The 13,665-nt window shown below is 45.3% G+C and carries 20 protein-coding genes; 4 read left to right on the forward strand and 16 right to left on the reverse strand.

What is annotated here, in order from left to right; translation table 11 throughout:
• Positions 1-350 precede the first annotated feature (350 nt).
• The 10 genes from ACMHLI_RS21960 to ACMHLI_RS22005 all read right to left on the reverse strand — a co-directional run bounded on the left by ACMHLI_RS21960 (position 351) and on the right by ACMHLI_RS22005 (position 6,503).
• Positions 351-752, reverse strand: a complete 402-nt coding sequence (locus tag ACMHLI_RS21960; protein ID WP_413531320.1) for a type II TA system antitoxin MqsA family protein — start codon at positions 750-752, stop codon at positions 351-353.
• Between the two features lies 1 nt (position 753).
• Positions 754-1,050, reverse strand: coding sequence for a type II toxin-antitoxin system MqsR family toxin (locus ACMHLI_RS21965; RefSeq protein WP_013578314.1), 297 nt, complete (start codon positions 1,048-1,050; stop codon positions 754-756).
• 94 nt (positions 1,051-1,144) lie between these two features.
• A complete protein-coding gene (locus ACMHLI_RS21970; RefSeq protein WP_413531369.1) occupies positions 1,145-1,594 on the reverse strand; it encodes a hypothetical protein in 450 nt (149 codons plus the stop codon).
• 5 nt (positions 1,595-1,599) lie between these two features.
• Positions 1,600-1,905: a hypothetical protein gene (locus tag ACMHLI_RS21975; RefSeq protein WP_183850747.1), complete on the reverse strand. Its 306-nt coding sequence runs from the start codon at positions 1,903-1,905 to the stop codon at positions 1,600-1,602.
• Between the two features lie 2 nt (positions 1,906-1,907).
• The gene (locus ACMHLI_RS21980; RefSeq protein ID WP_056777926.1) at positions 1,908-2,150 is read right to left on the reverse strand and encodes a DUF905 family protein; all 243 of its coding nucleotides are present in this window, start codon (positions 2,148-2,150) and stop codon (positions 1,908-1,910) included.
• A gap of 816 nt (positions 2,151-2,966) precedes the next feature.
• Positions 2,967-3,167 carry a hypothetical protein gene (locus ACMHLI_RS21985; protein WP_413531321.1) on the reverse strand — a complete coding sequence of 67 codons (201 nt, stop codon included), beginning with the start codon at positions 3,165-3,167 and terminating at the stop codon, positions 2,967-2,969.
• Positions 3,168-3,209: 42 nt separating this feature from the next.
• Positions 3,210-3,710 carry an antirestriction protein ArdA gene (locus ACMHLI_RS21990; protein ID WP_413531322.1) on the reverse strand — a complete coding sequence of 167 codons (501 nt, stop codon included), beginning with the start codon at positions 3,708-3,710 and terminating at the stop codon, positions 3,210-3,212.
• Positions 3,711-4,115: 405 nt separating this feature from the next.
• Positions 4,116-4,586: a hypothetical protein gene (locus ACMHLI_RS21995; protein ID WP_413531323.1), complete on the reverse strand. Its 471-nt coding sequence runs from the start codon at positions 4,584-4,586 to the stop codon at positions 4,116-4,118.
• A 218-nt stretch (positions 4,587-4,804) separates the two neighbouring features.
• Entirely contained in the window at positions 4,805-4,939 is a 135-nt protein-coding gene (locus ACMHLI_RS22000) for a hypothetical protein (protein WP_413531324.1), read from the reverse strand.
• Between the two features lie 1,132 nt (positions 4,940-6,071).
• The gene (locus ACMHLI_RS22005) at positions 6,072-6,503 is read right to left on the reverse strand and encodes a hypothetical protein (protein WP_119823513.1); all 432 of its coding nucleotides are present in this window, start codon (positions 6,501-6,503) and stop codon (positions 6,072-6,074) included.
• A 419-nt stretch (positions 6,504-6,922) separates the two neighbouring features.
• On the opposite strand from ACMHLI_RS22005, the gene ACMHLI_RS22010 reads away from it, so the two are divergent.
• Positions 6,923-7,351, forward strand: coding sequence for a transcriptional regulator (locus ACMHLI_RS22010; RefSeq protein WP_119823517.1), 429 nt, complete (start codon positions 6,923-6,925; stop codon positions 7,349-7,351).
• A gap of 309 nt (positions 7,352-7,660) precedes the next feature.
• On the opposite strand, the gene ACMHLI_RS22015 is transcribed toward ACMHLI_RS22010, so the two are convergent.
• The gene (locus tag ACMHLI_RS22015; RefSeq protein ID WP_413531325.1) at positions 7,661-7,996 is read right to left on the reverse strand and encodes an FxLYD domain-containing protein; all 336 of its coding nucleotides are present in this window, start codon (positions 7,994-7,996) and stop codon (positions 7,661-7,663) included.
• Between the two features lie 249 nt (positions 7,997-8,245).
• A complete protein-coding gene (locus ACMHLI_RS22020) occupies positions 8,246-8,548 on the reverse strand; it encodes a hypothetical protein (RefSeq protein ID WP_413531326.1) in 303 nt (100 codons plus the stop codon).
• Positions 8,549-8,764: 216 nt separating this feature from the next.
• Here ACMHLI_RS22020 and ACMHLI_RS22025 point away from each other — a divergent pair, with 216 nt between their 5' ends.
• The gene (locus ACMHLI_RS22025) at positions 8,765-9,205 is read left to right on the forward strand and encodes a hypothetical protein (protein WP_119823523.1); all 441 of its coding nucleotides are present in this window, start codon (positions 8,765-8,767) and stop codon (positions 9,203-9,205) included.
• A 24-nt stretch (positions 9,206-9,229) separates the two neighbouring features.
• Here ACMHLI_RS22025 and ACMHLI_RS22030 read toward each other — a convergent pair whose 3' ends face one another.
• Positions 9,230-9,760 carry a hypothetical protein gene (locus ACMHLI_RS22030; RefSeq protein WP_119823525.1) on the reverse strand — a complete coding sequence of 177 codons (531 nt, stop codon included), beginning with the start codon at positions 9,758-9,760 and terminating at the stop codon, positions 9,230-9,232.
• 50 nt (positions 9,761-9,810) lie between these two features.
• Between ACMHLI_RS22030 and ACMHLI_RS22035 the strand changes: the two genes are divergently transcribed.
• Positions 9,811-10,110, forward strand: a complete 300-nt coding sequence (locus tag ACMHLI_RS22035; protein WP_119823529.1) for a hypothetical protein — start codon at positions 9,811-9,813, stop codon at positions 10,108-10,110.
• Between the two features lies 1 nt (position 10,111).
• Here the strand turns inward: ACMHLI_RS22035 and ACMHLI_RS22040 are convergent, their stop codons facing one another.
• The 3 genes from ACMHLI_RS22040 to ACMHLI_RS22050 are packed head-to-tail and all read right to left on the reverse strand — an operon-like array spanning position 10,112 to position 12,904.
• Positions 10,112-10,828, reverse strand: coding sequence for a hypothetical protein (locus ACMHLI_RS22040; RefSeq protein WP_413531327.1), 717 nt, complete (start codon positions 10,826-10,828; stop codon positions 10,112-10,114).
• A gap of 7 nt (positions 10,829-10,835) precedes the next feature.
• Entirely contained in the window at positions 10,836-12,038 is a 1,203-nt protein-coding gene (locus ACMHLI_RS22045; protein ID WP_413531328.1) for a ParB/RepB/Spo0J family partition protein, read from the reverse strand.
• A complete protein-coding gene (locus tag ACMHLI_RS22050) occupies positions 12,035-12,904 on the reverse strand; it encodes a ParA family protein (RefSeq protein WP_119823535.1) in 870 nt (289 codons plus the stop codon). Before ACMHLI_RS22050 ends, ACMHLI_RS22045 begins: the two co-directional genes overlap by 4 nt.
• Before the next feature lie 247 nt (positions 12,905-13,151).
• Between ACMHLI_RS22050 and ACMHLI_RS22055 the strand changes: the two genes are divergently transcribed.
• Positions 13,152-13,451 carry a hypothetical protein gene (locus ACMHLI_RS22055; protein WP_119823538.1) on the forward strand — a complete coding sequence of 100 codons (300 nt, stop codon included), beginning with the start codon at positions 13,152-13,154 and terminating at the stop codon, positions 13,449-13,451.
• The last annotated feature ends 214 nt before the right edge of the window (positions 13,452-13,665 follow it).

The following is a 13,665-nucleotide window of genomic DNA, read 5'->3' on the forward strand; positions in this document are numbered from 1 at the left end:
GAGGGATTCCGCGAAGCTTACCGGCTTGCCGGTTAGCGCAGTCGGGCTCGACAACCGGCCGCAGGTCGGGAGCCGAAGGGGGCCATGCCCTGGGGGGAATTTGTCTTGGAGAAAATGATCAGGAGACGTTCGGAGAGTGATAACAACAACAGAATGACGCACAGCAGCTGCACAACGAAGAATATAGAATGCCCGGAGAGGAAGAGACAGTAAGGGAAGAGAGAGACAAGCCCCCGACACATACCGGGGAAGAGGGGCGGCGCAGCCGCCGCCTGTCTCAGGAACTGGCGGGCGTAGCCCGCTGGGGTGTTTTAAGCGCGGCAAAAGTCAGGGAGCGCCCCCCTGCCCACTTATGCCTGATTGCGCACTTCATCCAATAACTCGGGATGGTGATCGAGTACGCGCAGGAGTTTGATAATAGAAGGGTGTGGCTGTGCCTTACCCTTTTCATAACGCGAAAAGGCATTCACGCCCCCGCCAAAAATCTCGCTGGCCTCTTTCTGCGTGAGTTCAAGTTTTTTACGCACCTGAATGATGTACTCAGGTTCGATGGTTTCCGCGATGACTTTGGCCTTAAATGACTTCACCTTTGCCATGTAGGCCATAGACTGCTCACGATCCATCACGACTTCACCACACGCCGGACAGTGGTCACCTTCTGCCTCGATAACTGTTTTACGGCCACGGAATGAGTAAGGGACTTTTTTGATACCAAACTCAAGTTCTGCACCGCCACAAACGGAACATTTCATATTACTTCTCCTTGAATGAGACGATCAAAACACCGTTACTGACCGTTAGTTTTAGATATACGTCACCACACGACAACTTCGGGCGGTATACGTCCTGCCAGACAGTATGATCATTATAGGTGGTCATACTTTTAAAAAAATCAGCTGCCGTTAATCCCAGGATCGCACTGCACATATCATCAAATGTCAGCCCTAAATCATCCGCGCCGTTGAGCGCCGTATTGGTGGCTTTCACCTTCCCTGCTGCAACAAGTCCCTGAACGATATGAAGGCGCGTATGTGGAGTTCTCTTTTCCATGTTCACTCGGATTATTGGTTTTTGAGAGGTAATTATAACCTCAAAGGTTAGTTTAGACTACAAATATAACCTTTGAGGTTAGTTTCAGGTGACACTATCCCCAGCGTGGTTCGACGTGGTTCGCCTTCATTGCATTTATACGCCGCACGGCTAACAGAGCCATCATCTCGCATTCTGCGAGTGATTCGGCATCATGCAGTGGCTGCACGCCCGCAAAATCTGACGACTCGGCAACGCGGGAATACAGCGAAAATGCGTGAACCCGCTCAGGCTCCGTTATGCTTTCTTCTAACGTGAATGTTTCTACATACTCGCCGTCATCGTAGATGGGGGCGATCTCCAGCTCGATGGAATAAATATGGTCATCGCCTAACACCGAATTGGTCTGGCAATTCCAGCCAACGGTGGGGTCGGCGGATAACTCGTCGATCACCTCCTGTAAAAATTGCAATGCCTCAACGGTCTTAAGCAGGTTTTGCAGGTACTGCGCCGCATGGTTGCTGTAATACGCCACGTCCACCACGCCGAGGGGAACCACGTTCATCGCGTTCACTGTCCGGCCTCCGCTAACAACGTGCGGTCGAGGACATAGGTAAAATGGTCAAAATAATCACAGGCCATCACCGGTCGTCCGTTAACAAACCAGACCAGAATCCACGAAAGAGATTCTTCGCACCTGTACATCTCGGCCTGTGCGCCCGCCGGTAAGAGTCTCGGCTCGAATTTTTGGAAGAATGCCCCGTAGCAGAGGATGTGATAAACCAGATCGCCAAGCTGGGCAGGCGTACAGGTTACGGCCCCCGCTGCGGGGGCCTCAGTGCTGATATTTTGGTTAGAATTTACCGGTGTATTCATGATTAATTCCCCGCCGTCTGGTTTTTTACGCCGTAGCTTTTGATGTAACGGTTAAGCCAAAATCCTGCACCGGCCTCGAAATTCCACCCACGCCACACCATCTCGCCCCCCTCGCGCACGACAAGACGAAAATCTTTCCCGTTATCGTCTTCAATCGCAACGTTACTGTACTGAGACGCGACGGCGGTTGCCTGTTCGCGGGTAAACTCACCCTCCTCCGGTAATACACATTCCTGATCGCACATAAGCCTTTCCTTTTCGTTTGGGGTTACACACATCACCCGTTGAGTTTCTCTTGTCGCGGTTTTGACGTTTGCGGGAACCTGCTGTTTGGTCCCTTCTGGTATGCCATCACCCGTTTGAGACCCCTCGCCGCAAGGGCGTAAACGACACCGACTGACGAAGATGACCAGGGCGAGCGGATAATTTTTGGAGGACTAACGAAGTGGCCGAGAAAAATTCTCAGCGAGTGTATTTACCCTGGACAGCGAGGAGGACTGTGTCGGTATCAGCCCAGGCGAAGGGACTTAAACGGAAAGAGGATGCCGGAGTACCAATGAGCGGGGATCCGCCGCAACGCCGGAGCGCGACAGCGAAACGGGGGTGCGCCGAAAAGTGCCGGCGGTACTATCGCCGGTACGGTTAGCGCGCTGGCGTAAGCCAGCTGCATGTGTTGACGTGCTCCATCAGACCCTAGCCGTCAGGTCGGAACCCCGCAGGGATTCCGCGAAGCTTACCGGCTTGCCGGTTAGCGCAGTCGGGCTCGACGACCGGCCGCAGGCCGCGAGCCGAAGGGGGCCGGAGTAGGATTTTGGGTCATGTCTTTAATCAGCATCGAGAAGTTCGGACATCGAAAAATCGGCACCGAAGCCGCATGCAAGATATTGGCGTTCAGTGAATGATTTGACCGGCCCGCGACCGTCCATTGTTATCTTCCAATCCATTACAGCGATAGCGGAGACGCGCGGCGCCGAAGGCGCAGAGCGGTCTGCTATCGCCAGGCGAAGCCAGAAAGGGGTTTTAGCGCGATAACAGGCGGCTCCCCGCCCGTTTCTTACCGCTTACTTATTGAGTTTTTTGATCCCCGCCTGCTGAATATAGGCTCCGCCGAGATATACCGCGTTCTGATATTTCAGATAAACACAAATATCGTCCAAAATCTGTGTCGTATTGAGCGGGGATAATCCGGCCTCGCGGCGGCTCGCGTTAATCAACAATTTATAGTGTTTCAGCGTTTCGCGGGTTTCAGATGTCAGTTTCATTTTTTTATCCTTACGGCAGGGTTCCCCCTGCCGGTGAGTGTGTCATTCAGAAAATACGTAGCCGTTTACTAAAACCAGCCCGTTCATGAACAGATCGCGCCCAAAAGCTTCATAATCGAAATAGCTCAGCAGTGAATCCGGCATATCATTGAGTAAGCCCGTTTCATCGGCATAATTGCGCGCATAGTCTTCCTCACTTTCGGCCTCACCCTGATACGCTTCCTGAAACGCGTCATAATCACAGGCGTTGAAATACTCGGCCCATTCAACAAACGCCTCCCCCTGCCCTTCCTCCTTTGCCTGCCGGTAGGCATCAATAAACGCCCAGTTCACATGACTTTCCGACGCCAGTCCGGACGGGATCCCTTCCCAGTCCTGAAACATCAGCTCCGGGTCTTCTTCATCGGCGTGCAGCTTGCTGCAAGCTGCCAAAAAGTCTTGCTCGTCGTCAAACTCGGTCAGATCGAGCCATTTCCCGGCGATGCTGCCGCAGTTGTATTTGTGGTACGTACCGACGTAAACGGCTGGTGTGGTTGTGCTCATGTGCCTTTCTCCGCTGGTTGTGGGATCACAGTTCCGGCTTACGCCGTGCCGACACGACAGACGGGCGGAAAGCGGAGGATGCAGGGGCGCTACCGGAGGCCGCAGCGCAAACGAAGGAAGGAGGTGGGCTGAACGGCGGGCGAGTGAATATTGAACGAGCACGCGACGGGAAGACCGCCGAGTGTATGAGTGCGAACGGGTGAGGATAGCGGCGAAGCGAACCCTTGCATACGCAGCGGCCCGTCTACAGTGAAGGCACGGCGTTAGCCGTCGCAGCTCAGGCTATCAGGGGGCGTTTTTAGCCGGGTTGGTGCGCGGTAGCGTGGCAACCCCTGAAAAAGCGGAGTATCACGACATCCTTATCCGCAGTCCAAAACTCCCCCCCGTCGCCGGCGGGGAAGCGCTTTATTGTTTGGCCAGCTCGGCGGCGTAACGGAGAGAGTCCCAGTTGTAACCAATACTGGCATCGTGATTATCGGTGGCGATCTCCATTGCCCGGTGTATTTCCTCCGACGTTAACGTTTCATCTACTTCAAGAAAGTCATCCTCAAGCCAGAATGTCCCGCAACAGAGCGTATCCGCAGGGTACGCCGACAGCCTGGATATAAAGCCTTCGACCGTCACCTCCCGATGGCTGTAGCCGCTCACTACCGGCGTAAAGATTTCTCCCGCCACGTCACCCCAGCTCCAATCCTGCTGATCCGGACAGGGGCGAGTGACGTCCTGGGCGCAGATGCCCGGCACCTTTTGCAATGCCGTCGCGATCTCATCCAGGGTAATGCGATCACCGCTATCATCTTCACTGCCCAGATAGTAGCCATCCAGGTACAACGCCATCTCGCCGTTATCGAGAATCACTTTTGTGAGTTTGTGCATCAGAATATCTCCGCTTCAACGGCACCATTGCCGTGCCGCCACTAAAGACCGGCGGAAAGCGGAAGATGCAGGGGCGGAACGCAGGCCACAGCGCAGACGTTAACGGGCTGAATGCACCGTTAACGTTGAGAATGGGCGAGTATCCGGCAACGCGCACCCTTGCAGCTGGAGCGGCCGGTCTACAGTGAAGGCACGGCTTTGGTGCTTTCACACTTCAGCTACCTGGCTTTGCCCGCATCCTTTGCGGCCCCGGCGTTGCCGGGAAGTGCCGCGTGGCGGTCACGGAATACATTCGGTGCTGTAGAAAACATGCCCTGCTCTTTGGATATTTTGAGATAGTTCCAAGTAGTCATCGGTGACGACCGTAGTCAGGCTCGACCCACCTGTTGTATGTCTGCAAAATCAAAGATGGGTCTGGGCAACGTATATAAGAAAGCGACCAGCGACCGACACAAGATGTAGGGAATGGTTGGAACAGCCTGCCCTGCTATCCAATATTTACTGCCGGTCAGGTCTCGGGTCCATTTTAGGTGAGTCAACTCCATACGTGGCGGGAATTCTGCTGACGATCACTAACCAGTATATGAGTAAAAAAGGGGGGAAAGCGCCTAGGAAATTAGTTGTGAGTTAATACAATAAACGTTTATATAAACATAAATCTAAACACAGTATTTATTGAAAAGGACTATTTTTGAGTCTGGATTTTCGCGTTAGAATTTTTAGTATTAGGTGCCGGCGCGTCTAACATGGAAGATACGGTGGTCACTTAACGTTTGTACCTTGTCTTCCTGCCACCAGTTTGCTCACACCTCGTATTGGGTCCAAAGATTGTAAATCACAGTAGTTATACCATTTCGCAAAGTATGTCGCCTATTCTGCAAAACCAGTTTCGATATCTCGGAATTTTGCAGTTCTCTGGCACGAATTTCTTGATGTAGTTTCCTGCAATCGACTATTGCCTAACTTATTAGTTGAAACTTCTAAAAGTATTATGGTGAGACGTGGCAGGAAATTCACATTACGTGAACTTTATACTGCAACGTTGAAATCAGAGATTTCATTAAGAATCGCTCTAATGCTTGATTCATTTTTTTGCGCATGCGCAAATATCCAAACCACGACACATCTTTTTTGCGCATGCGCAAATTCTCTAAACCAAAATCATTCAGTACCCAAGAAAAATTAGGACGTCTTTTGCAGGATATTGATTTTTACAGATATTTTCTGATTCGCCGAAAAACTCAAACCATTGTTTTGCTGTCAGTAAGTAATGGAGTTTTAGATAGTTAATCACCTCACGACGTGACAAAATTAGCGGCTGCCCATCATCCCAACACTCCACCTCTTCGTAAACATCTGTGTATTCGTACATTGTTTTCCCCAAAAATTCACCAACCTTATTATGATACTATTTTGTATCATAATAAGGTTTTTTTTTAAATCATCACCTTGATCTAATCCTTCCTGTGGCGACTGAATGAACCTTTAGCTTGCCATATCCAACTGTAAAGCCATTGCAAACTTCGACGTGCTCATCCATAGGTCCAATAGTCCAGGACTTTGTACTGCATTGGGGTAGTTGATGAGGCAATTGATCACCGCCTCTTCAATCGTATCGTATTCGCATTCACACAACGCTCCGGCATCCTGGTAGTAATGCGTGTTACGGATAGCATGAGCAGATTGCTTGGGATTAGGTGCAAATACAAATAGGCGTCTACCCGTGGCGAGCTCTAATCCATTGGTGCTTATATAGGTATTGATATGAGCTGATATCTGCTGACAATTCCACATATATATTTCATTATCTATATTATCAATATTTAAATTATTTGATTTGAAAGAAGTGACAAAAGAACCAAATGACCCTAATACGTTATCTCTGAATACTTCAGACAAGTAATCGAACTGCTCCATTTTATTATCCTATTAATTTTAACCAGCGATTAATAGTATCACATACGATTACTATTACTTATAAATTCACAAATTGTGAAATTTATTTTTTATTGTTTCAGTTCTGTGTTATACCTATCAGTATTAAACGACTAGGGAATTCATATGATTATACTATCAACCCTTACATTTACTGAATCTTATCAATCACATATAAAACAAAGGGCCGCGATATCGGCTACTTTTCAGCTACTTAAACGGATGAGGAAGGTATGTTCACCAGCAGTTCTGCAACAGGTCTTTCCTGGTTGTCAGTTGTACGACAAAGATACCTCAACTTGGTTGCTTCCTTTTTCCCAAAACTTAATTATTCTCACAGCACAAATAGATTTCGAGAACGAAGTTTTGATCGCCAAAAAAATTGAAGTGAAGAAGGTTGCATGAATACAGAAATCATACAAAAGCTAATTAATAGTCTGGTCACTGAATTACCTTGGCTTATGGGAATAAAAGATAACATCCAATACTCTGAAGCCCTGGAACTGGCTTCAAAACTGATTGGTGAAAAGGGCGACCATAGAATCCTACTCAAACTGGTATCTCAGTCCATTGTCGATTATGAAAAGCAATTGGCAGAAGTTATCCTATTTAATGCTGAGACAGGTGAGATGACCAGCGGCGTTCCGGCATTAAAAGTTTTAATGCAACACTATGGATTGAAAGCTGCTGATCTCCGGGAGGAGCTTGGTGTTGCATCGTTAGTTTCCCAGATTCTGAGTGGACAGCGCGCTCTGACTATCCCACATATCAAAAACTTATCTCAACGCTTTAAAGTTGATCCCATATTTTTCCTCGACCGTGGCCGTTAAACATAACCCTGGAGCCGCCAAGAAATCCTTTCTTAGCGGCCCCAGGGTTGGACAAGCCAACGGCGCGTCAGCATCCCCAGACACCATAGCTATGTACTTCATATGTGGTGGTTTGATGGAGAAACAGGCAGTCATGTACGATGTGAACTGAGCTCACAAAAGCAATCCAGCAACCTGATAGAGGGAAGGGCGCAAAGAGGGAAGCAAGAGAAGGGTGCTGATCCTAAAACTTACTGATCTTACGTCGTTAGATATCAAAAAAAACGGCCCGCTACGGGCCGAATTCTTTCTTATATCTGACTACCAGAGTTAGTCAGCAACGATTTGATCAATTAAATATTTATTAAACGTTTTAGTGGTTGGCGTTTGCCAGTTGGCAGATTGACCAGGCTCAACTGCTTTCACTACCGCTGTAATTGTATCAACAACACGACCGTGCTCATAAACGTTAATGTTGAGCTTTACGTTGTTAAGGGGTTTATCAGTAGTGTTCTTCACCACACCTTTCAGAATATAGAATGGCTGGTTATAGGCTACGGAAACGTTGGACACGGCAATCTCTTTGTCTAAGGCAGATGCAGGGGATGCGGAGGCTGAAAATGCCGTAAGGGCAGCAGCGAAAACCACAGATTTAATAGCGTTCATATAATTCATTCCTTAAATTAGTTTGCGTTAGTACTAACGTAAAAATTGTTATTAATTTATATTCGACTTGTGAAGTCTATTTTTTATACAGAATTTGCTTTGTGTAGCTTTATGAAGGCTGTTCCAGGGTACTTGTCTTTAATAAGAATTTTATTATCTATGAATATTTCCTTAAGGTCATCCGAATTTGACTTAAGTTTAATAATTCCTAGTTTTCGCCGAAAACTGCTATAGCAAACATAAGTACGCTCATGATGCATGTATGCCTCCGGCAACAATTCTTGTTGGTAACATACTGACAAGATGAGCTTTTCTTTGCAGATTCAAGTGGCTTTCATAGCACTGTCTTTCTACCAAACCTTTAGATTTAAGATACGCATAAAATTCTTGAAGGTAACTTTCATCGTTGCATGCGCGTTCGCGTTTGATGATCGCATTTTTAAAATGCTTGTCGAATGACAAAGCATCAGAAATTGTTTTACATTTAATAGCCGCTACTACTCCCGTATTATAAGTTACTTCTACGGTTCTAAATTTAACAATCACTTTCATGATTTTCTCCGGTTGTGGGCGCAATGCCCTTATCTGATATAACCTTAACATAGGTAATATTAACGAACAAGAGAAAATTCACATTTTGTGAAATTGATTTATCTTTTATTATAATGCGTCGCGTTCTCATAAATGAGTTTGGCCGGATCATACGTAGATTAGTGCCATACGCGGGTGATTACTGCTAGTATGTAATTTTAAATCTGGGATACAATAATGAATTATTTTGTTAATGACGTAACTCGTCAACTAACAATTATCAAGGGTCTTACACACGCTGAAGGTTTAATATATGCAGCCTGGGCATCTGAGAACTCTATATCGTCAGTTATCAAGGCAGAAACAGTTTGCTATGAACAGATCTCGGACGGAGAACTTATTCTTTCATATTATGGGTTTAGTATTGATACTCTAATTGAGGCCATTTTTGAACTTGTTCCTGCACGTTCTCAATCTGTCAATAACATCAAACTTTTCAAACTGTTACTGAAAAACCCTGAACTACCAAAATTACAGTGCTGCGTGCTTTCAAATAAACAAGCTACTCATTACAACAGGTTGGGGAGGGCGGTTGGGCATTACTGCCAGCGGGTGGCGGCATTGAGCGGCGGTAGAAATCCAATGAAATTATTGAGGGCTATACGCGGCGATATTTAACCCTCAATAATTGAGTAATAATTTTTACAGGCGTTCAATACGTGTTTCGAAATGATCTAGTCCTGTGCTGATCGTCACGGTGTTATCCGCGAATTTATAGTGAGTGACAAATTGCCCCTGCTGTTTACACAGGTCTCTTTCTGATTGTTGGCGTACACAGCTAGGCGTTTCACTGTAGTCGCGGAACATGTGCCTTGTGACAAGAACAGATAGGTTTAAGCCATCTTCGTCCGACATAGCTATCACTTCCTGGCTGACGCTCACTTTACCTTTCAATGGCAGAACCTTGGTCATGTCTGCCATTGCTAAATGCTTTTCAATAGTTTGAGAGCCTACTTTGTCTGTGATAAAAGAGATCATCTCTTCCAGATACTCAACCTTTACTCGCACTGAAGTGCTGAAGCAGCTGCTTAGTAGGTGTGTAAACGATTCTGGGGAGCGCGGGAGAACATTTATCAATTCCTTTGCAAAATCCCCTAAGTAAAAATATTTCCGTTGGTATGATTCTACATCACAACATACCGTTGGATTATTAACTACTTGTTCTTTCCACATTTTATGCCTCTGAGGTATTATTAATCAGTCATCCATGTGAGGATTTTTATATGAAAAAGTTAACCTTTGCCGAAAAGAAGAAACTCGAAGAAAACCTCAAATATATTGTTCTTCCGACAATCGCACATGCCGATGACTGTATTTGGATCAAATTACAATTGAAAGCTATACATGAGCGTTATCGGCAGGACATTGCCTTTCTTTATGGTAAAATTTTTTTTAAAACGCTTCATGACAGAATGATTCCAGAACTCCAAAGACAAGGTGTTGCCCGAAGTACAACAAACACCTGGTTGCGCACTATAGTGGAATCGGTAAATATCAGCAAAGGAGAAAGTAAAAAAGATTAGCTTATAATGTGAATTTAATATTACCGTTGCTAAGGCGCTCAGTTACTCCGAGATTTGTAAGCTCTTGAATTGTAGTGATTAATTTGCTCAGTAACTCTTGTTCCGTCAATTCATTTTTTGTTATGGAATCAATGTCCTCAAGCGTAAATTCGATATTAGCTTTCAATTTTTCGTTAACAATATTGAATACTTTTAATGATTGACTAATGTCCATATAAATCTGAGGTAGTGTAAAGGAGTCTAATTCATTTCCCTTGGCAAAAATTTCCACCTTCGCGGCTACATTAGGCCAGGAGCAATCTTTATGTTTCTTTCTTAAATTCCCCCGACTTTCATACATAGACCGGAAATGCATTGCCTTTTTAAACCATATCCCTTTTTTGCCAGTATACTTTGGAAGTTGTTCAGAACATGTGCTGCATTCCGCTGTTGCAAATGCCCAGAAAGCCCACTCCTGATCGCTGTAAGGAACTTTCCGATAATGTTCTAACAGTTTCATTGCACTAACAACAGCCCATAAGGGCGTATCTGTAGACCGACCCCATTCTGAAACAGTATTGTTTGCTGGAGGAGTTAACTGTTTCCGCATATCCAAACCTACCGCCGCATGAGTAAGCATCAGTATGGCTTCTGAGCGGGTGATTTCTTTCACCCGCATCATATAGCTTAGAAAAACAGAGATCGGGTAAGCCCGATCTTTGATTAGAAGTGAATACATCAATCCCTCACGAATGGTAACTGACGGACTTGAAAACGAAGTTTTCTGCTGGAACTGCCTTCACTTCACCACCGATTTGAACATAGGCGGTGCCTCCTTTACCCCTTGGGCCTGGAATAGGATTTTCATCTTCAATCTTAGTCACCAAGATGCAACTTTCACCATTAACTTCGCCAAAAATAGTTGCTTTTAGATATGCTTTTTTAGTTTTAGAATTAGTGTCTGGAGTTGTTCTTGTATCTGAATTGTCAGGGTCATTGCCACCTGTTTCTACATTTGTTTCTTGGCTACTTTCAGTGATGTTTTTGGCTGATTCATTCGGTTCTTGCTGGTCAATTCCAAAGCCGGATTCTGACGTGACAACTTCTGAATTTTGCGCATGCGCAATTTCAACATTGTTGGTTACATCAGCAACTACATTCTGGTTCGGTTCTAAACTCGGTGTTGGCGCTGTCGTGGATGGTTTTACTAGCACTGGTTGTTGAGCTAATGTCCCGCTTTTCTTCGCTTTGCGAACGATTGCACGATCCAACTCCGGTAATGCAATTAATTCTCTGAAAAGCTCAATATCGTCGTTATAAATTTCAACCAGATTAGCTAATGTTTCGACGTCTTCCGTTACTCCTGATTTATAAACTTCATTCAGCTCCATCGGCATATCTCGCAGCTTAAGTAGCCGCGACACAGCCGATGCTCCGCCGCTCATTCCAAGACGTTCTGCTATTTCAGCTTGAGTGACTTTAACACCTTCACTTTTGGCTAATTCCATATAGTTTGCGATGAAATTGGCACGGTCTGGCAAAGACATGTTATTACGTTTAATGTTGTTACTACCTTGCTCCCATAGTCTTACATGCTCAGGTTTGTTCTTAAGAGTGGCATCAGGGATAACCTTAAGCATGAAGTCTGGATTTACAAGTGCAGCTTGATTTGCGCACAGTAAGCGTGTTGCACCATGCTGCATTCTGTACCCTTTTTCATCCTTTGGATAGACATGGCAAGGCTCTTGCTGTCCAACAGTCGGGTCAAGGAAGTCTTTCGTAATTGATGCCACTAACAGAGCGTCGAACTCAGTACGCGGATTGCCGTCGGTATAGCACTCTGATGGTTTTACCAAAATAATCTGGCCAGCATTGTTATTTGTTTTTTTAGACGCCAGATTGGAAAGGTTGCTTAAAGATTTACCCAACGGATTGTTTAACTTGTTCATTTCGATACCTCAGTAAAAATATGATCCAAAACCAATTTCATTTCTTTTGCGGCCATTCGGGCATTTCCGTCTTTGTATTTCCACACCGGCTGAGCGTCACTTAGCGCTGCACTAATTGGCGCGCGATAAGGCAGCAGGGGGGTAAGATTTAGATCGAAAGACTTGAGCATTTCATAAAACTCTTTATCCCTCTTGCGCCGCGAATCATATTTATTTGGGACGATAATACAGTCAGGCATTTCGTAGCGTTCGTAGCCATAACTCTCATTGATTGCACTTATAAGAGAATCAGTGATCCCCAATACGTCGGTAACACCGTTCACTGAAATTTTGTTTAACTCACTGACTAAAACGGTAGTCGTCGAGCTCAACAACGTCGCCTGTTGCCTGTTACCTTCACTGGGAGGGGAATCAATAATGATTAGGTCGAACTGCTCACGTAATGTTTTTATTTGTTGTGCCGGATATTCATAGACGCCTTGGTCGAAGGAGATTCCATCGACATCTTTTAGATTGTGATCGGCTGGCAGAAAATAGAAATTTTCATATCCAGGGACCTGATAGATAGGCTTTTGAATACCTTCACTGGTGAACATGTCACTGGCTACGGCATAGTCAGGAAGTTCTGGAGTGGATGTTTCAAAAAATACATCCGTTAAATGTTTATCGAAATCAATCGCTAAAACCTTGAGTTTAAGGTCAACACCATGCCAAATTTCATGAGCTGCGGTAGTTGTTTTTCCTACGCCTCCCTTAGCATTGCCATTGGCAATGACAGGGCATTTTTTACGAATGTTCTCGATGACCTTACGTGAAAGGGTGCTTTTTAACACAGTCTTACGAGTAGTTGGAACTGGCTTTGCCATCTGACAAATCTCCGGTTATGGATTCACTATCCTGCGTCAGGTTCTTACCTGACGACTTAAAATATAACAGATAAGTGTTATACACCCAAGCTATTTCGACCGTAATAGCGTTGTTTTCAGCTTGCCATTTTGCGCATGCGCAAAAAAATTAATCCTCAAAGCGATTTTAAAATTTTGATTCTACTAACCACTTAATGATACAAATATATATCACATAAATATAACAGTAAAGTGTTACAGGTTCAAAATGATCACATCCAGCAAAAGGCCTGGCAGGCCAAAAGGGAAGAACGCTCCTTTAACATCCAAAGAGCGCTATCAACGGTATACGGAAAAATTAAAAGAATCTGGTGGAAAGACCGTAATCTATCACATAGATGGTAATGAGAATGCTGCATTGAAACAGTTAAGAATAGATTTGAAGATGCCTGATGATACAAGTGAAGTTGAAGTTATCCGGGTCATGCTCATTGTTTTAAGCGGTCGGACTTACATCAGTGGTAAAAGCGATATTACAGCAACTATAGATATCAAAATGCGTTACTAGGTATTCCGTGGCAAACGGCCACCTTCAGAATTCAATGTTTTATTCTGATTTGAAAAAATAATGCCTGCTTATGCAACATGCCAATAACTTTCAGTTGATAGGGCTGTTTTTGCAGCCGGCTTCAGAGTTAAAAATACCACAGTAGGTTAAGCCGGCGGTGACCCGGCTTTGCCGGTTTAGATCCAAAAAGATCCCTCGATCCACCTCCCTCCCT

The organism is Rahnella inusitata (assembly GCF_965118895.1).
GTDB lineage: Bacteria > Pseudomonadota > Gammaproteobacteria > Enterobacterales > Enterobacteriaceae > Rahnella > Rahnella inusitata_A.